Below are 19,047 nucleotides of genomic sequence, written 5' to 3'. Positions count from 1 at the left end.
GTCCCTATTTTAATGAAATACGCGGATCGACCATTTTGTAAAGCACGTCTACAACACTGACGACGCCGATAAACAAAACAGTAATTAACACAATCACAGCCTTCAATACGGGTAGGTCGCCGGTTGTGATGGCATCGTATGTGATTAGGCCGATGCCCGGAATACCAAAGTAGCTTTCCAGCAGCAAAGACCCGCCAATCACCACAAATGGGATAGAGAATACTATCCGTGTGATAATCGGAATCATGGCGTTTTTCAATACGTGCTTAAGCAATATCATGGTCGGGTTATGACCAAATGCTTTCGCTGTTCGAATGTGATCTCGTGTCGTTTCCTCAACGATAATGGCGCGATAAAATCTCGTGCTATAACCAACAGAAACAAATACAGAACACATGGTAGGGACCGTAATGTAATACAGGTAGTCCGATAGAGAATTCACTTCCCAGCCATACACTGGGAAGAGATTTAGACCGTAACTGGAACAGAAGATCAACTGCAGCGCGATGATGACAATTAAGTACGAGATGCTCATGCCTACAACAGAGCTAGACATCACGATTTTATCTAACAACGTGCCTCGATGTTGAGCAGCAAACAACCCAAGAGCAATACTGATAAAATGCCCTAAAACAAAACCAGGCAATACCAAAGCCAAAGACACCGGGATTGTTTTACCAAGAATGCTCGTTACCTTTTCGCCACTTGAATCGGAATAACCGAAATCGAAGGTAATGACTTGATGCAAGTACTCCATATAGCGCACAAAGAATGACTTATCGTAGCCTAACTGATGACGGATCTCATTGATCTCCTCAATCGTTGGGTTTCTTCCTAGTAAGTCATAAGTTTTATCTGGCCCGAAATAGACCATCAGAACAAAACTTATCAATGTGACACCAAGCAAAAGAGGCAAACTGTATACCAATTTGCGCAAACAATATTTCAACGTTTCCATGTTTATTTGGCCCTATCGACTACTTAACATCTACATATTTAAAGTAGTTACCAATGATGTCACGCTGAGGCCACATAATTGCTTCTTTATGCCAAACTTGAATACCCGTACGAGAAAAGCCACTAATACCGACACAATCATCAACCAGAATTTGGTTCAGTTCTTGGTAAATAGCCGTACGTTCCGGGCTTGGCTGCATCACAGACGCTTTCTCAAATAACGAGTTGTATTCCGGATTGTCGTAATTCGAACTGTTTGAGCCAGGAGAACGGTTCGGGCCGTAGTATAATTGCAATGTGTTCTCTGCATCTGGGTAATCAAGCCCCCAGCCCATGCCAATCATCTGTGTTTTACTGTTCTTCACGTCACGGTTGTAATCACCAAATGCGGCGTAAGATTTGAATTTTATCTTCTTCTTCGGGTAACCAATCTTGGTCAGGTTGCCTCTAAATTGCTCAAAGAACTGCTTAGCACGTACGCTAGATACCGACGGGTAATAGAGCACAGGCAAGTTTTTGGCGTTCCAACCGTGTTCCTTAAGTAACGCCTTAGCGCCAGCTAAATCTTGCGTGATAGATGTCTTGTCCATATTAGGATCAAATCCATCGGTTCCTGGAACAATAAAACCAGGGTACGCGTTACCTAGGCCAAGGTAGAAACGCGACACACGCTCGGGCCAACTAAACGACTTAATAATGGAGCAACGCAGTGCTTTATTTTGAGCGTTAGTTTTAGGGTCATCAGAATGACCGAAATATTCATCATCAAAATTAAACACGTTGTAAACAAAACCTGGCTCCGTTGAGGCGCGGAAGTGATATTTTTCAGCATATTCAGGCTTTAGTTTTACGGGATGCTTTGATTGTAAAACGGTATCAAGTTGTTCATTCTGCAAAGATGAATTTACGATCTCATTCCCCTTAGTGAATGAGTTCCAACGAGCTGAAGCTTGTTTGATCCAGTTGGCTTCAATTCGATCAACGATTGGAAGGGTTTTTCCTTCGAGTTCCGCAATGCCCATACCACCATGTATCACAGGGTCGTAGCCTTCTTTTTCAAGGTTGAACACTTCATGTCGATAATTTGGGTTCTTCTCAAGAACTGTTTTGGTACTGTTATGAGAAATCAGTTTATAAGGACCACTGCCAACCGGGTGAACAGAAAACTCGCGACCATATTTTTCAACGGCTTCGACAGGAACAACGCCAGCATATCCCATAGCGAGCGTATAGGTCAGTTGAGGGTATGGTTTAGTCAGTGTTATTTGAATTGTATAGTCGTCGACTGCTTTTAAGCCTTCAACTGCTTTGCTGTAATCTGCGCCATCTTGCTTCCATTGATCTAACCCAACAATTTTTCCAGTCCATAGCCATGAGCCTTGAGAACGATTCGCCGGGTCAAAGTGACGCTTAACCGAATAGACGAAATCGCTTGCAACCAATTCACGGCCTTGCCCATTTTCAAACGCTGCATCATCAATAAACTTAACGCCCTGCTTGATCTTGATCGTATAAGTTAGGCCATCTTCAGAAACTTGTGGCATGCCAACCGCTAAGCTAGGCTTTAATTCAAACGGATTCTGCAAATACTTATATTCATAAAGCGTATCGTAAACCGCAGTGACGATAGTATTGCTGTACTTAGTACCAGATTGAACGGTATCAAACGTTGTTGGTGTACCATTTTCAGAGAATTTAAACACCTTCACTTCTTCTGCAACGGCAAACGAAGCCGCCATCATCGCAGCCAGTGGTAAAAGTTTAAACTTGGTCATACAAATTCCTTTTTGTGTCTCTGAGAGAGCGCTTTTAAAAATCAAAACTATTTTAGTGTCGGCAAAGTCCATCAGCCAGATATGCTCATGGCGCCACAAAAACTAAAACCATAATTTGAACACGGCAACTATGAAACCTCAGGCATTAGACAAAAGTCAACAAAACCCACATTTTATTCATGAAATGAATATCAAAAATCTCATACCGGCTCACAAAAACCACATTAATTCCCATCAATTAACTTTTTTACGGCACGAATCACTAGTTCACTAAACTAGTTAGGAATAAACAACAGACAGTAAGCGACTTATCAAACTAAGGCGATAACAATCCATGATAAATGGGAATGACTTCAAATGAGAAAATAACGAAAAAACCCCAAGACAAGAGCCTTGAGGTTTCACTAAATGAGCCTTTTGATGTTACTCGATCACTGCCCCCAAATTGAGCTTACAAACTCAGGATGGTCAATAAACGGGTTGCGGTTACCTTGGAAATCAAATACTGCCTGATTACGATCAATTTCTTTTTGGCTGACGGGATCAGCTTTGTGCCACTGTTTAAGCATTGCAAGTAACCAAGGTTCAAATACCGTTGTATTCGTTCCATTAAGCACAGCATTAGCGCTGTCACTGTTTCCTTCCCAATTTGCGATCGCATTCTCGTAGCGGGTTGCCATGTAAAAATATGCTCGAGCAAAATCACCTTTAAACTCATCGACTGGCTCGAATACCGTGCCAGAATAACCAAGGCCTGATCGAGCAGAGCCCAATTTAGATCCATTGCTTGAAGTGTAAGTTACACTACCTACCTCACCAAACGGCCAATTACTGCGTTTTGAATTAACATAGCCATCTGTAGCAAATAAATGGTGTCCATCAGAGTTCATCGGTTCAATTTTGCCACCAAACCAACTTTTTGGAAAAGAATGTTCACGGTTGTAGCAGTCGCCTTCTTTGCTATATTGACCACATTGATCAGTAACTTTAACAAATGACACGCTGTCTGAACCTATTGGCTTTTCAGAATATACATCTAAAATTGAGCCATCTTTTTCATAGTAATTATCGACATCAGCAACCTTCACAAGGTTCCAAATATTGCCGTAGCCTTGGCTATTGTGATCACGAATGACGCTATACAATGCACTTTTCAGAGCAAAGCCTGTTTTACCCTCTGCGGATTTGTAGTAATCACCTAATACGGGTGGATCAACGGGAGGTGTTGTTCCCGAGTCGCCAATTTTAAATACTAAAGACTGAGTTTTTTGAAACTCACCACCAGAAACCAGCGACTTGCCATTCACTTCGACTTGAAATGAACCATCACCAGAGCCACAACATATACCGTCACCGTAAGAGTCATTAATTTCAAAAGTGTAGTCGCCATCGCCTAAGCACATGACTTTAGTGTAGGTAGTATTGTTGCTGTATTCTGAACCGTTATACAGTTCTTGATTGCTGCTGTTTTTCAACAACCAACTGGTCTCCGAAGCGTATTCATCGGTGACTAACGTTAGCGTAGCTTTTGTTTTATTACACGTATCACCCGGAGTTGGAGTTGTTGCCGTTTCTGTTGGCTGAAAGTTGTCTAAATACACCGCCTCAGAACCATCAAACCCGCTTACATCGTAAAACCGCACGCCAACGACAATATTTTTGTCGGCAGTTGCCGTATAACGGTAAGCAACGTCCTGCCATTGACCTGTTTTGCTAGGTACACTGTAATCGCGATATCCATCAACGTATAAGCGCGCTTTAATCCCACCTTCAGTATGAAACACTGACGCTGAGAAGTCGTAGCTTTTACCCTGTTCTACACTTAGTGATTGTAAAAAGTCGGTGCTGCTTTGAGAGCCCGTATTCACAACTATTTTGGCTGCAATCCCGCCACTTTTAACTTGATCCGATGTGGGAGAAACGCTGATCCCACTATCAATTGTCGACCAACCTTGCGGAGAGTTACCGTTCCACTGCTCAAAATCCCCATTTGTGACTTGCGCTATTGCACTGTGTGAAAGCAACGTAGCGCCAACGAGGGACAAAATTCCGTATTTCATGTATCCACCTTTTTATATATGTCGCGATTTTTATCGCGACTAAGAGAATAAGAGCTCGCCAGGGCTAAAAAACAAACTCAGATCTCAATTTATAAATTAGGGTTGTTACATTTTACTTACAATTTTGGCAGGTATCACACAATAAACACGATAGGTATCAGATGATCAAAAACGAAAAGCTAAGCATAAAGTTAACTGAGCTCTCTTTACTCAGTTTGAGCAGATATAAAAAAGCCGAGAATATGAATTCTCGGCTTTATAAACAACACGTTACATTAGCAACTTATGTTACAACATAGTCAAGGCTAGCTTTGCTAAGTTATAGGCATCAACAAACCCTGAATGCTGCCGACCTTCCCACTCAATATTTTTGCTTTCTTGCGCAGCACGATGACCAATTCGTTTCTCTTTAAGTCGATTTTGCATACGGAACAAGGTGGCTAAATTGACGAACTCTTTAAACGGCATCTCTAGACCTTTTTGTTCGCATTCTTTTGCTAGAATGAAATCATCGTGCCCCCAAGCTGCGTAGATTTTATTAGCCCCACCAAAATTCTTAACCATGGACTTCATCACGTCTTCTAACGGTCTACCTTGCTTCTCTACTTTACGAGGAGTAATGCCCGTTAATTCTGCGCAAAAAAGCGACACTTCATCATGTTCAGGCTTCACGTAGTATTGTGCCCGCTTAACGATTTCTCCTTTTTTAAGGTCAATCTCTGCTAAGCCAACTTCAATGATCTCACCTGTGGTGCCAACGCCATCGACATTCCAGCAACACATTTCTAAATCAAAGCACACTACACGGTTATAATTCATTTCCAGCCTTTAAACTGCCTGTTATTTCATTTCGCCGCCATTCTACCTCAGCAAATCCTGAAACGCAGCCTTATGCCGCTTGATTGATTAAAAGTCGTCTCATTGCGAATGGAATTCGATAATTTGCCGCTAGTATCATTAATTCCAGTGTCTTTTTTGGCTAAAAAAACAGCTAACAAACAAGCATAGCCAAGGTTGACGCAATAATTCTTCGAGCTAGACACCTTGAATATGATACAGTTCGCCCCTATTTCCGCTATATCAAGGCATGCCATTGGCTCATGCCACACTTGCCGATAGAGAACGCATTTATGAACTTTGACATCAATTTAATTCCAACAACATTCGACATGCTACACACGGGTTTGGCAGCATCAAGCTTTATGCTGTTGCTTATTGCCGTATCACGCAAAACAAAAGTCGTCGAAAAAGTGGTTGAGAAACCAGTAGAGAAAATTGTTGAAGTAGAAAAACATGTCGAGAAAATCGTCGAAGTCGAAAAAATCGTCGAAGTTGAAAAGGTTATCGAGAAAGTCGTTGAAGTAGAGTCTAAGCTAGCAACTGCGACTACAGACTCTGCAATGCAATTGCTTTCTATCATGCAACAAGAAGCTCGCCTAATTGATTTCTTGCAAGAAGACCTCACCTCTTTCTCAGACGAAGAAGTGGGCGCAGCAGCGCGAGTTATTCACACTGGCGGCAAAAAAGTGCTGGCTGACTACGTAGAACTCACGCACGTTCGCAACGAAGACGAAGAAACACGCATCACGGTTGAAGCAGGCTTTAACCCGCAAGAAGTTCGCCTAACAGGCAATGTCACTGGCAATGCGCCATTTAATGGCACGCTAGTACATAAAGGGTGGAAAGCCACCTCAATGACGCTACCAAAACTGGCAGAGAATTACGATGCATCTGTGATTGCCCCGGCAGAAGTTGAGCTGTAATAGCGCATCACACGCATCTATAAAGAAGAATAAACTATGCAAGACACAACCCAAAATACTATGAATTCAGAAAACCAAGCGAAATACAGCATTGGTATCGATTTAGGTACCACTCACTGCGTACTCTCTTTTGTTGATACCACAAATGAAGACGCTCGTGTTGAAGTGATGGCTATCCCTCAACTAACGGGGCCAGGAACTGTAGAAGATCGTAGCCAGTTGGGCTCTTTTCTATACCAACCGCACGAACATGAAATGAACACGGCTTCTCGCGTGTTGCCTTGGTCAAGTGAGCCCAAAGCACTTGTCGGTGCTATCGCTCGTAACCTTGGTAGCAAAACGCCGATTCGCCTGATTGCCAGTGCCAAATCTTGGCTTTGCCATGGCGGTGTAAACCGCCGTGACGCATTCCTTCCTCAAGGTAGCCCTGAAGAAGTTGAAAAAGTATCGCCAGTAAAAGCCACGGAGCTTTACTTACAGCATTTGAAAGAAGCTTGGGATCACAAATACCCAGAGCACCCTCTTTCTGCTCAAGATGTCACCATCACTGTACCTGCTTCTTTTGACCCTGCGGCTCGCGATTTAACCGCAGAAGCAGCTCGTAACGTTGGATTTTCACACCTTACGCTACTTGAGGAACCTCAAGCGGCACTGTACAGCTGGATCGACAACAGCAACGACACGTGGCGTGATGAAGTAAACGTTGGCGACATTGTTCTGGTTGTTGATGTTGGTGGTGGTACAACGGATTTATCTTTGGTCGAAGTAACCCAAGACGAAGGCAACCTAACACTGAATCGTATCGCAGTTGGTGAGCACATCCTTTTGGGTGGCGATAATATGGATCTTGCCCTAGCCTATCGTTTAAAAATGAAGTTAGCTCAAGACGGTAAAGAATTGGCTCCTTGGCAAGTTCAAGCCATGACTCATGCTTGTCGTGATGCAAAAGAAGCACTGCTAAATGATCGTGATTTACAGGCAGTACCTATCGTCGTGCCAAGCAGAGGTTCTAAATTATTGGGCGCTACGCTTAAAACAGAACTAACCCAGCAAGAAGTTCAACAAACGTTGGTTGATGGCTTCTTCCCGAAGGTTGCAGTGACTGACCATCCGGTACAAAAAACTCGCGGCGCCTTAACGCAAATGGGCTTACCTTACGCTCAAGATGCAGGAATTACCCGCCACATTGCGGCATTCCTATCTAAGCAAGCCAACGCACTCGGTGGCGAAAAAGCACCCGAACAAGATTTCAACCCGTTTGCTAACATGCCTGGTATGCCAGGGATGGATGCGAGCGTCCCAGCCGCAGACTTCATTAAGCCAACGGCCATTTTGTTTAATGGTGGTGTGCTTAAGTCGGATCTATTGGCAAACCGTTTATCTGAAACCATCGACAGCTGGTTAATCGAGGCAGATTCAGAGTCTGCAAAACGCTTATCAGGCTTAGATTTGGATCTCGCTGTTGCGAGCGGCGCTTCTTACTACGGCGCAGTACGTCGTGGCCAAGGTGTTCGTATTCGCGGTGGCATTGCATCAAGTTACTACGTAGGTATAGAGAGCGCGATGCCTGCTATTCCAGGTATGGCGCCGCCAATGGAAGCCTTATGTGTGGCTCCTTTTGGTATGGAAGAAGGCTCAAGTGTTCAAGTGCCTAGCCAAGAGTTCGGTTTGATCATCGGCCAACCGGTGCATTTTCAGTTCTTTGGCTCGACAGTACGCCGTGAAGATGCGGCCGGTACTCACCTTGACCACTGGAACCCTGAAGAGCTTGATGAGTTACCAGAAATTCAGGTAACACTGTCGGTTTCTGAAGGCCGTCGTGAAGGTGAAGTGGTTCCTGTTACTTTAGCTTCTCGCGTGACAGAGCTGGGTACTTTGTACCTAGAAGCCATAGCATCAGACAACGGTCAAAAGTGGCACGTTGAGTTTGACGTACGCGAAGACAGTGCCTCAGACGCAGATACAACCCACGAACAAGCACACTCATAAACTCCTTAACGGCATCCAATTAGGGTGCCGTTTTTATTAGAGGTTATCCTATGGCATCCCCTCGCTTTCTAGTCGGCATCGATCTTGGTACTACCAATACTGTGGTCGCTTTTTGTGAAATTTCAGACGATCTACAGCACGCTCCCGTTTCTCTATTCGACATCGACCAACTGATTGGCCTCGGTGAAGTGGTACGAAAGCCGCTACTGCCCTCTTTTCGCTACCATCCTGCTAACGCTCAAATTTCGGCTTCAGATCTAGTACTCCCTTGGGAACAACAAGGGGTCAAAGGCGATATAGATAACATCATTGTCGGCGAATGGGCGCGTGAATTGGGTGCAAAAGTCGAAGGTCGACAAGTCTCCAGTGCTAAAAGTTGGCTTTCTCACCAAGGTGTCGACAGACAGTCTGAGATTTTGCCTTGGGCCGCTGCGAGTGACGTCGAAAAAGTTTCCCCTGTCGTCGCAAGTGCCAGCTATCTGAACCACATTCGTCAATCATGGGATTACCGCAATCCTGGAAACAAGCTGGAAGACCAAGATGTAGTCGTGACTGTTCCAGCTTCATTTGATGAAACCGCTCGTAAATTCACATTAGAAGCAGCCGCGATGGCGGGCCTTAAGAACATCGTTCTACTTGAAGAGCCACAAGCCGTCTGTTACGACTGGTACGCACGTCATCACGAAACCGCCTCTGAGCAATTAAAAGAGTTACCGCTAATTTTGGTGTGTGATGTCGGTGGTGGTACAACGGATTTAAGCCTCATTGAAGCAAAGTTTGATAATGACGAACTAGGCTTGAACCGCATCGGTGTTGGTGAGCATTTAATGCTAGGTGGTGACAATCTCGATTTGGCTCTTGCCCATCTTGCGGAGCAACGTTTTAGCCAAAACAAAAAACTCAATGCCGCAGGCTTAACCAAGCTAATTCAACAGACTCGAAAAGCCAAAGAAAATCTGCTTTCAAGCAACGCACCTGATGAAGTCAAAATCACCATGTTAGGCAGTGGTTCAAAGCTCCTTGGTGGTACAAAAAGTGTCGGCCTAACCAAACAAGAAGTACATAGTATTGCTCTTGATGGCTTTTTCCCACTTTCTGACTTTGAACAAACCCCTGATAAGCGTCGCAGTGCCGTTGTTGAGTTTGGCCTACCGTACGTCGCTGATCCCGCAGTAAGTAAACACATTGCTGAATTCCTCACTACCCACCAGCAAGTGAGTCACGCGGCGCTTAATAATGAAGATGTTAGTGCCCCTGCAATTCCAGTTGGCCTGCTACTCAATGGTGGTGTATTCAACAGTGACCTAGTGACTGACCGACTGACCTCGCTATTAGGCAAATGGCGAGGTGCAGACGTTACCGTACTAGACAATCCTCATCCGGACTGGTCCGTTGCTCTTGGGGCCGTGGCCTTTGGCAAAGCTCGCCGTGGAGCACAATTAAAAATCGGTGGTGGTGTTGCACGTTCATACTTCCTCCACTTGCAAGAAAAAAACAAAATGGGTCAAGCACTGTGTTTGCTTGCTAAAGGGACTGAAGAAGGGCATGAAATACGATTAAGTGGCCGCCGCTTCTCTCTTACGCTCGGTGAACCGGTCCGCTTTAACCTGCTCACGTCTACTCATGATCAATTAACCGACCAGACGCCGGCGCAAAATGGCGTAATGGTAAAAGTAGACCCTGATATTTTTGCACCGCTACCTCCGTATATTTCAACATTGGATGGCTCAGAAGATAAACAACTGCAAGCTAATCAAAAGGAACGTGTTGAAGTGCAACTGGCTTGTCAGTTAACGGAAGTCGGTACCCTTAAAATGGAATGTGTGAGTATAGGCGATGACAGTAAACGCTGGGCTCTCGAGTTTGAAGTGAGAAATCAACAAACAGAAGAAAGTGACGGCGTTGATCTGCATCCCCGCTTAGAGGAATCTAAAACGCTCATTACCAGTTTGTACAGCGGTAACAAAAACGCAGCCGACACCAAAGCGATTAAAACTCTAGCGAAAGATCTGGAAAAACGGCTAGGAAAACGCGATGAATGGGACTTCACTACCCTACGCCACCTATTTGATTCGTTTTCCCAAGGCAGAAAGCGTCGTCGTCGTTCCGAGCACCATGAGAAAAACTGGTTACGCCTCGCTGGATTTGCAATGAGGCCAGGCTTTGGCGACCCTACCGATTCATGGCGAATGGAACAAGTCTGGGCTCTGTATCAGCAAGGGGTTCAGTTTCAAAACCACCAGGGTTGGACCGACTGGTGGGTATTTTGGCGCCGCATTGCAGGAGGGTTAAACCAAGAACAGCAGGAGAACATCCTTGCCGATATAGCCAAATACCTGCACCCTGGTGCAATGAAAAATCCTAAGTCTGCAAAAGATGCGCAAGACAAAGGTTACGAAGCCATGGTTCGCTTGTCAGCTTCACTTGAGCATTTAGAGGTAGAAGACAAAGTGTTACTTTCTACTTGGTTCTTAAGTAAAGCAATTAATCAAAACCAGTTTGAACAAGCTCATTGGTGGGCGCTAGGTCGTCTTGCATCAAGAACGCCACTATATGGCAGCCAACATAGCGTGATCCCACGTGAGCAGGTCGAGCAATGGCTTCCAAAATTGCTTGAGCAAAATTGGTTAAAAGAGCCAATGATTGCGTTTGCAACCGTCATGATTTGCCGAAAAACAGGCGACCGTTTGTTTGATATTTCGGACGATTACCGTCAAGAGGTACTCGACAAATTGAAACAAAGCAAAGTTTCTGACTCTTGGATATCACTGGTTGAAGAGGTCAAAGACCTATCAGAAAGTGAATCAAAACGGGTCTTTGGTGATGCTCTACCGCATGGGCTCAGTTTGATAAAAAATTAGCGACAACTTATCAATCACTAATTAATCAATTACTTGCAAACAAGCCGAAGCGATGACTTCGGCTTGTTTATACTCTAAATATGAACAACATCACACATTCACACCACAAATAATAAGTCGCAAATCAATTAAACTGATAGCATATCAATTTAGTATCTATAGATTATTCGATGAAACTTTCAATGAAATCCTCAGCGATTGGGCTAAGCCTGCTCTTTACTGTGGCTCTGTTCGGATTCGGTCAAAAAGGTCAAGGTGGACTAACACTACCTCCCTGCTCAATCTCCGCTGACAAGACGAAAATAGTTGCTACCTACATTCATTTTTACGTCAGTAACACAACGTTGGATACCTACAGTCAATCTGTCATAGAGAATGACATTAGTGAGTCCATTGACGTCGCAAATCAAATCTTAGCGAACTCCTGCATACCGATGACCCGCAAGCTCGCACAGGTAAAATACATCGATCTGACCGAGAACACTTTCAGTAATATTGGCCAATCTCACAAGGCGTTACTCAATGTCGTAGGTGAAGACGAAATCAATCAGATTCGCTCCCAACCCAACCACTATTATGGATTAATCATGGCTGAGGATGATAACTTCCTCGGCCCGGTCAATTATGGTGACCCTAGTTTTGTAGGACAAACTAACCCAAGTGTAAATAGCCATTACTTTATCGCAACTGCGGACGCGCACCTTATCACACTAGAACACGAGCTTGGTCACCTAGCAGGGGCGCAACATAGAGATACGAGCGGCACACTAGGCATTTGGCTAAATCAAGCTTACACAAGCAAATATGAATACTTAAAACCCTATGCTCGAGCATATCGATGTGGTGATAGCGGCACTATCATGAGCTATGAATCTAACGTCATTTTTGCCTATTCAAGCCCAGATATTTTCTACCAAGGTGAAGTCTGTGGCGATCCCGATAAAGCCGATAATGCAAGGCAACTACGAGAACACGCCGAACGTATTCGTCAGGCTCTTTTAGAGACGTAATTGGCAGATTAAATCCGCTTCCTAATCATGACTACCAAATTAATCACAATAGAATTGTACCCAATATGAAAATCACCCCTACTCCGATCATTGTCGCTATTTGTCTTGCAGCGACATGCATCCCTCTCGTGTTTACCATTGAGACAAAAGACCTTGAACTTGCTGAATGCGCCGTAGAACCCAAGCTTGAAACCGTGGTGAATTATTTAGTTTCGAACAGCACATTAGAATATCGAACTAAAGAAGAGATGGCGCAAAAATTGGAACAAACGATCACAAGAAGTAACTGGATTTTATCTAACTCCTGCATTCCAATGAGCCGCAAACTTGGTGACATCACCTACTTAGAAATGAGCTCGCATAACATGGATCAAATGATTCAACTCATTAACGACATTGAACGAAAGCTTGGTCCGCAATACATCGAAAATATTCGCAGTAAACCAAATCATTATTATGGGCTGGTTCTAACCTATAAGGACGGCTTTTATGATAGCGGATTTATTGGTGCGACCGACGTAGAATTAGACCCACAGTTTTTTACCATCCATCATGACGCCGACGAATATACCGTAGAGCATGAACTCGGTCATTTAGCATGGGCATGGCACGATGATACCTCTTACAACGACGCGCTCACAGACAGGTTACATGAGGGCACAAAACCGGTGAATCAAAGCAAAATAAATTCGTATGCCAGAGGGGCGACTTGTGGTGATGCAGGCACAGTAATGGCGTATTCGTTTAAACGAATTCCTATCTATTCTAGCCCTGCAATATTTTACCAAGGTGAAGCTTGTGGCGATGCCAAAACAGCTGACAACGCCAGACAGTTAAGAGAATACGCACGAAATATGCGCGATATGATCAGTGTTGAGAGCCCGCAGGGTTAGAACCGAAATCGGACTGGTGGTAGATATCGGCCAAAGATTTTGGCCCCTGCTTTTTCGTTTTACGTTTCAGCGTGGTTGGTTGGTTAAGGGATTCAGCTTCGACAGCTTGCTCGTGTTCTTTAGCCGCTTGCACAAATTCAGGATTAGATAACGACTCTTTGCGCAGACGGTTCACTCTTTCTAGTGTTTCCCACAACATAGTACACCTCCAAACTTGACGGTTTACTTATTAATAATAGCCCTAATCTAGGGGCTGTCAAGAATAACCACTGTTTTAATAAACAGTGGTTATTCTCTGTATGTTTTGGGAGACTATTGAAAACAAAACTAAGAAAGGTTACTTAAAACGTAAAGCGCTTGTGGATGCGTTGTTAATCGTACTGGCAAAGCCGCAATCAACTCACCGTCGCACTCAAAGTACCATTCACGGTTACCGCTAATTTCAACTTCGCGACTTACATAGTTTATAACTCTATCATGTTGATTTATTGAACCATTTAATAAGTATCTCAACCCAAGTAAACGCTGAATAAATGGCATATCCTTGATGCATAACCCGTTAAATTTGCCATTATTGACGTCTGCTTCAGGCGCGAAATCCATGCCTGCTCCGCCATACCTACCAAGGCAATTGACCAAAATTAACGCTGGCGCTTCTAATAGGCTTCCATCATGAGTAACGCTAAAATTCACCGCTTTATAGCTGCGCAAACATCGCAACATGGTGAGATAATAGCGAAACGAGAGCCCCGCCGCTTGCCCCATTTCCTGCAAAACCATGCAATCTAATCCGGTTCCAGCTAGGTTAATAAACGCATGTTTTGACTCAAACTCAACTCCGAATGAAGCAATTCCAATGTCATGTTTCACTTTTCGCTGATGTTTAAAAAACAATATCCATTTATCTGTCTCTCGGGGGATCTTATGAAATCGCGCCCAATCGTTACCTGAGCCCCAAGGCAGCACCGTTAATGTAAAGTCTGATACTGGCAGTTCAGATTCAAATATGCCTTGTAACACTTCATTTAAACTCCCGTCTCCTCCTACCGCAACAAACAGGCGCTCGCCAGACAAGGCTAAGTCCTTAACCAGTTCAACTCCGTGCTTTGGTTTGATTGTTTCGGCAATGATGTGATCAATATTATTTTCGTTCAGTTGGGCTTTTAACCGAGGCAAATTTCTTTTCGCCTTTCCACCACCCGCCATCGGATTGACAACAAAACACCAATGCATAGATACCTTTACTGAAATCAAAGTTGTTGGAAGAAAGCACTAACTCGCTACAAATTCACGTGCAGAAGAAGTACTTGTGAAGTCACGCCGTTGTACGGTGGTTCCGCTTTTAACTACAACTGGCATCGATAAAATGCACGAAATTTCATGTAATTAAAATGACGAGACTAAGAAGTGGTGACCGCAATCAAACTCTTGATACGCTGGAATAATATTAGTTAGCGATTGCTGTAACATACCGTTCATCGGCATACAACAGTGCTTATCAACGTTGCTCATGCCTCCAAATAGTGTCCAATAATGGTAGTGATATGAAGTTAATACTCAATGCGGATGATTTCGGTTTAACTGCTCGAGTTAACCAAGCCATCTTAGAAACCATGAACCGTGGTATCGTCCGTTCCACCACCATTATGATGAATCAGCCCGGAACTCAAGACGCAATTAACTTGGTAAAGGCCGGGAAAGTCAAAGAGCTTGGTCTTCACCTTAACCTCACCGCAGGGCAACCTCTTTCTCCAGCCAGCAAGCTACCAGACCTAATAGATACCAACGGCCAGTTCTTTCATATTCGGGTTCTAGAAAATTTTAGCAGAGTCGACACTGACCAAGTCTATCGCGAAATCAAAGCGCAATATCAAGCAGCAATACAGGCAAACCTGCCTATCAACCATCTCGATTGTCATCACTTTTCGTCCATTCTTCCGGCCACCAGAGAAGCATTTATAGCGTTGGCCAATGAAACGGGCTTACCCTGTAGGCGCATTGATCTTTTCGTTAATGATCAGCAGGGGCTAACGAGCCAAACACCAGACGTCTTTGACTATAGTTTTTTTGATAAAGGCGTAGACTGCGAACTATTCAAAGTTAGTTTACTCAATCAGAAGAAAAGCCAGTCTACTGGTTGCGTTGAATATATGTGCCACCCCGGTTATGCCAATGATGAAGTTCTTCAATCTCTCAGTAGCTACGTATCTATGAGAGAAAAAGAACTCAACATTTTAACTGACCCGCATTTAACCCAATGGTTGCACGCTAATGAGATTGAACTGATTGGCTATGAGCAGCTACCTGAAAAATCCTATAAAAAATAAATCTATAGAGACCACCATTAGCTTTCGTGGGCAGCATCGGCTTAACGCTAACCATCCCACTAACCGTGTTATTTTGTCATTTGGTGTACAACCAGTGTTCTCACAAAAGGCGCTAGCCGAATAGCCACAACGCAGCTAAAGCGGCCATCGCTGGAGCTCCTTGTACGTATAGGATTGAACGCTTAGCCGTTATCGAACCATAGACAGCGGCGACAATAACGCAGAGTAAAAAGAAAGTTTGGATTTGAGTACCAAATTCAGGATTGCTGTGTAATAGCCCCCAAAAAAGGCCTGCAGCTAAAAAGCCATTATACAACCCTTGATTCGCAGCCAGTGCCGTCGTGCTTTGCGCAAATTCCTTCGTGATGCCAAACACTTTGAGTGTTCTTGGCTTGGTCCACCAAAACATTTCCAGCACCAAGATGTAAACGTGTTCTAGTGCGACTAATAGCACCAGTCCCTGAACTAAAAGATCCATATTAACTCATTATTTAACCAAACGGTCAGTATAGCGACCAAACCTGCGTTGCTCGTCTTTGATTAACAAAACCGAGAACTAACACGGTTTTGTTAATCAGATCAATTCGGTCTTACTCGTGAAGCAAGCTCTATTAACCCACAATTCGTGTCAGTCTGATGTTACTTAAAGCCAGCATCAAGCCAACTTTAAGTACTTTAGTCTCTATGGGTAATCTGCATTAATCGCGATTACCAATTTTTACCGTGCCCTTAGTGTTAAACCATAAGGCTTCAGAACGACGGCGACCAATCAAAAATGGCCCGTCATCAAAGAACAAAAAATTCTTCCAGTTTCTTTTGAATACTGACCATTTAGTTTCAATTACGTTGTATTTTTCATAGCAAAAATAAACGGTCACGTCGTCTTGCCAATCGATATGTTCCAGCACTTCTGCGGGTAGCGCTTCTTCGTCCGAATCCCATTCAGTCATCCAATCCACTTCATGTAACCAGCTATTGGTTTTAGATGGCCAATCTTGATTGCTCAGTCTATCCGCATCGGGGCTTTGAGGGCTGATATTTTCTTGCCACAATTGCGATGCTCGTTGCTGAGTCATTGGCTTAAGTTGAGCCAGATCTTGTTCAGACATCGGCATGGATTGGTGGGTAAAAATCCACTTTCTAGAGTATTCGTCCAGAGGCAAATATGACATGGTGTTCCTCGAGTTTAAAATGACATCAAAAATGCCTAACGCATTCTTAACGTTTATTCAGTCCAATCTTGATTGATCAAAGACGTTAAATTGTGATCTTGCCACTGCCCGTCAATCAATAAATAATCTTTGGCAAACCCTTCAGGGGTAAAGCCTAAGGCTAGCAACACTCGCTCACTGCGGGTGTTGGTTGGTATATAGGCCGCCATAATTCGATGAAGCTTCTGCTCTTTAAATGCCCACTGACACGCCATACCAAGGGCTCGCTTCATCACGCCACGACCTTGATTATTCGCGTCCATAGAATAACCCACATTGCATGCATGAAACGGATGCCGAGATATATTGCTAAATGAAATCGTGCCCAGCATCTCTCCACTTTTTTCATCAATGATCAGCAAATAAAACGCCAAAGCCATGCGATGCAGTTCGTGCAGTTTTATCAGCCGTTGCTTCCAACCAGATTCTTCAAAAAAAGCCGGGGCTCTTACGGGCTCCCATGGTTTTAAGTGCGCTCGATTCGCCACAAAATAGCTGGTAATCATTGAGGCATCCTCTGGAGTTGCCGATCTTACACATAATCCATTTTGTTTAAGATTCACATAATACATGACGCGATTTAAGCCTTTCTAATTCCGTAGTCTCGTAATTTATTTGCTATTGAAGTGTGCGAAACATTCAAGCGCTTCGCCAACTTTCTGCTGGATGGGAATGACTGGTACAAATGCTGCAATATTTGAGTTTCGTATTGCTTCATTATGTCATCCAGTGACCCATCAAAATTCAGCCCAACTTGCGCGGTCGCTTCTTCTACACTTGGTAAAGAGAAATGTTCATATTCCAACATGCCGTCTGTAACCTGCGTCATAGCACGTAACACCATGTTGTCTAATTGACGAATGTTTCCCGGCCATGGGTACATTGATAGTTGTTCAACCACACTCTCATCAACGCTCGGTTTACTGATACCCAACTGCTGTGCGTATTTTGCAACAAACAAGTCAAGCAACGGCGCAACGTCACTGTTACGTTCTTTAATTGATGGTATTTGCAGGTTCAGTACATTTAAACGGTAATAAAGATCTTCACGAAAATCGCCGGTTTCAGTCAGCTGAGACAACTTTTCTTTTGTTGCGGCGATCACTCGCACATCAACATGCATCTCTTTTTCCTCGCCTACTCGGCGGAACGTACCATCTTGCAAAAAGCGCAGTAGTTTGATCTGTAAATGAGGGCTCATTTCACCAATCTCATCTAAGAAAACCGTACCGCCGTTCGCTTGTTCAAAAATACCAATATGACCATTTTGGTTATTGAATGCACCCGGAGCATGGCCAAACAGCTCTGTTTCCGCTGCGTCGTCTGGCATGGAAGCACAGCTTAAAACTAGGAACGGTTCACTCGCCCTTTCACTTCTACTGTGGCACGCTCTTGCAAGCATCTCTTTGCCTGTACCCGTGTCCCCTTCGATCAGCAAAGGTTGGCTCATCATTGCCAGCTTTTTCGCTTGGCTGATCAAAGCTTTATGTTTATTCGATGTGCCGACGAAGTGCTCAAACCCTAAGCTATTTTTCTCGGACAAAAATTGCCCTAGCACAACCGGGGCTTGATTCGACTTAAGCGTAACAACTGCGCTTGCTAATACAGTGTCGTTAGACTCGCCAGTGATGTATACCGGCATGATTTCAAGTGCGTAATCTAAGCCATTAATGACCACGCTATCGCGAAAACGCGCTTTACTTTCATCTAACCACTTAGCAAAGGTGACTTGAGGGATTAAATGACCAACGTGCTCATCTATGATGCTTTCTCCAAAAGAAGAAAACAGATCCATAGCAGCATGGTTGGCGACATCTATAGTACCTTTTAAGCTTACGGATAATACTGGGTCTGGCAGGTTAGCAAGTAATGCCATAAGCTCCGTGCTTTGACGTTCACTTGGCATAAATTGGATTTTTCTGACATCAGTAACACCACTGATAAGTCGAATTTGCGCCATTAATTCTCGAAACGCATCAAATTCAATCTCAGGGCAATTGAGGTAGATGATACCGCGCCTGTCGATTTCTATGCCTCTTAAATCTATTTGTTTAGAGGCAAGAATATCGAGTAATTCACGCGTTAGTCCGAGTCTGTCTTCACATAAAACTTCAAGGCGCACTGTGTTATCCGTCAAGGTGTCAGGAAAAGTTGACACCAGTCTGAAACAAGCGCCTGACACAGTCAAGAATTCTTGCTCA

Annotated in this window: 17 protein-coding genes; 6 read left to right on the top strand and 11 right to left on the bottom strand. The window is 44.0% G+C overall.

Going from position 1 to position 19,047, the window contains the following annotated elements:
• Positions 1 to 4: 4 nt before the first annotated feature.
• The 4 genes from QWZ04_RS19730 to QWZ04_RS19715 form a co-directional block, all read right to left on the bottom strand.
• On the bottom strand, positions 5 to 958 hold the full coding sequence (locus tag QWZ04_RS19730; RefSeq protein ID WP_290329953.1) for an ABC transporter permease: 954 nt from the start codon (positions 956 to 958) through the stop codon (positions 5 to 7).
• 19 nt (positions 959 to 977) lie between these two features.
• Complete coding sequence (locus QWZ04_RS19725; RefSeq protein ID WP_290329952.1) at positions 978 to 2,732, bottom strand: ABC transporter substrate-binding protein; 1,755 nt, start codon at positions 2,730 to 2,732, stop codon at positions 978 to 980.
• Positions 2,733 to 3,163: 431 nt separating this feature from the next.
• Complete coding sequence (locus tag QWZ04_RS19720; RefSeq protein WP_290329951.1) at positions 3,164 to 4,792, bottom strand: HNH endonuclease signature motif containing protein; 1,629 nt, start codon at positions 4,790 to 4,792, stop codon at positions 3,164 to 3,166.
• Positions 4,793 to 5,080: 288 nt separating this feature from the next.
• On the bottom strand, positions 5,081 to 5,611 hold the full coding sequence (locus QWZ04_RS19715; RefSeq protein WP_290329950.1) for a 3'-5' exonuclease: 531 nt from the start codon (positions 5,609 to 5,611) through the stop codon (positions 5,081 to 5,083).
• A gap of 311 nt (positions 5,612 to 5,922) precedes the next feature.
• Between QWZ04_RS19715 and QWZ04_RS19710 the strand changes: the two genes are divergently transcribed.
• From QWZ04_RS19710 to QWZ04_RS19690, 5 genes are all read left to right on the top strand, one after another.
• Positions 5,923 to 6,555 carry a DUF2760 domain-containing protein gene (locus QWZ04_RS19710; protein ID WP_290329949.1) on the top strand — a complete coding sequence of 211 codons (633 nt, stop codon included), beginning with the start codon at positions 5,923 to 5,925 and terminating at the stop codon, positions 6,553 to 6,555.
• 36 nt (positions 6,556 to 6,591) lie between these two features.
• A complete protein-coding gene (locus QWZ04_RS19705; protein ID WP_290329948.1) occupies positions 6,592 to 8,544 on the top strand; it encodes an Hsp70 family protein in 1,953 nt (650 codons plus the stop codon).
• A gap of 50 nt (positions 8,545 to 8,594) precedes the next feature.
• Positions 8,595 to 11,405, top strand: coding sequence for an Hsp70 family protein (locus QWZ04_RS19700; protein ID WP_290329947.1), 2,811 nt, complete (start codon positions 8,595 to 8,597; stop codon positions 11,403 to 11,405).
• A 170-nt stretch (positions 11,406 to 11,575) separates the two neighbouring features.
• Positions 11,576 to 12,415 carry a zinc metalloprotease gene (locus tag QWZ04_RS19695; protein ID WP_290329946.1) on the top strand — a complete coding sequence of 280 codons (840 nt, stop codon included), beginning with the start codon at positions 11,576 to 11,578 and terminating at the stop codon, positions 12,413 to 12,415.
• Between the two features lie 65 nt (positions 12,416 to 12,480).
• Positions 12,481 to 13,308, top strand: coding sequence for a hypothetical protein (locus tag QWZ04_RS19690; protein WP_290329945.1), 828 nt, complete (start codon positions 12,481 to 12,483; stop codon positions 13,306 to 13,308).
• On the opposite strand, the gene QWZ04_RS19685 is transcribed toward QWZ04_RS19690, so the two are convergent.
• The 3 genes from QWZ04_RS19685 to QWZ04_RS19675 form a co-directional block, all read right to left on the bottom strand.
• Positions 13,283 to 13,507, bottom strand: coding sequence for a hypothetical protein (locus tag QWZ04_RS19685; RefSeq protein WP_290329944.1), 225 nt, complete (start codon positions 13,505 to 13,507; stop codon positions 13,283 to 13,285). The genes QWZ04_RS19690 and QWZ04_RS19685 overlap by 26 nt on opposite strands.
• A gap of 128 nt (positions 13,508 to 13,635) precedes the next feature.
• Positions 13,636 to 14,541, bottom strand: a complete 906-nt coding sequence (locus QWZ04_RS19680; RefSeq protein ID WP_290329943.1) for a diacylglycerol/lipid kinase family protein — start codon at positions 14,539 to 14,541, stop codon at positions 13,636 to 13,638.
• A gap of 153 nt (positions 14,542 to 14,694) precedes the next feature.
• Positions 14,695 to 14,820 (bottom strand): hypothetical protein, encoded by a 126-nt coding sequence (locus tag QWZ04_RS19675; RefSeq protein ID WP_290329942.1) that lies wholly within the window; start codon positions 14,818 to 14,820, stop codon positions 14,695 to 14,697.
• Between the two features lie 32 nt (positions 14,821 to 14,852).
• On the opposite strand from QWZ04_RS19675, the gene QWZ04_RS19670 reads away from it, so the two are divergent.
• On the top strand, positions 14,853 to 15,635 hold the full coding sequence (locus QWZ04_RS19670; RefSeq protein WP_290329941.1) for a carbohydrate deacetylase: 783 nt from the start codon (positions 14,853 to 14,855) through the stop codon (positions 15,633 to 15,635).
• A 112-nt stretch (positions 15,636 to 15,747) separates the two neighbouring features.
• Here QWZ04_RS19670 and QWZ04_RS19665 read toward each other — a convergent pair whose 3' ends face one another.
• The 4 genes from QWZ04_RS19665 to tyrR all read right to left on the bottom strand — a co-directional run bounded on the left by QWZ04_RS19665 (position 15,748) and on the right by tyrR (position 18,968).
• Positions 15,748 to 16,113, bottom strand: a complete 366-nt coding sequence (locus tag QWZ04_RS19665; RefSeq protein WP_290329940.1) for a DUF1304 domain-containing protein — start codon at positions 16,111 to 16,113, stop codon at positions 15,748 to 15,750.
• Between the two features lie 220 nt (positions 16,114 to 16,333).
• A complete protein-coding gene (locus tag QWZ04_RS19660; RefSeq protein ID WP_290329939.1) occupies positions 16,334 to 16,807 on the bottom strand; it encodes a DUF2947 domain-containing protein in 474 nt (157 codons plus the stop codon).
• A gap of 53 nt (positions 16,808 to 16,860) precedes the next feature.
• Positions 16,861 to 17,418 carry a ribosomal protein S5-alanine N-acetyltransferase gene (gene rimJ, locus QWZ04_RS19655; protein ID WP_290329938.1) on the bottom strand — a complete coding sequence of 186 codons (558 nt, stop codon included), beginning with the start codon at positions 17,416 to 17,418 and terminating at the stop codon, positions 16,861 to 16,863.
• Between the two features lie 8 nt (positions 17,419 to 17,426).
• Positions 17,427 to 18,968, bottom strand: a complete 1,542-nt coding sequence (gene tyrR, locus QWZ04_RS19650) for a transcriptional regulator TyrR (protein ID WP_290329937.1) — start codon at positions 18,966 to 18,968, stop codon at positions 17,427 to 17,429.
• Between the last annotated feature and the right edge of the window lie 79 nt (positions 18,969 to 19,047).

This window comes from Vibrio tapetis subsp. quintayensis (assembly GCF_030409945.1).
Taxonomy (GTDB): Bacteria; Pseudomonadota; Gammaproteobacteria; order Enterobacterales; family Vibrionaceae; genus Vibrio; species Vibrio quintayensis.
This window is presented reverse-complemented; position numbering and strand designations above follow the sequence as displayed.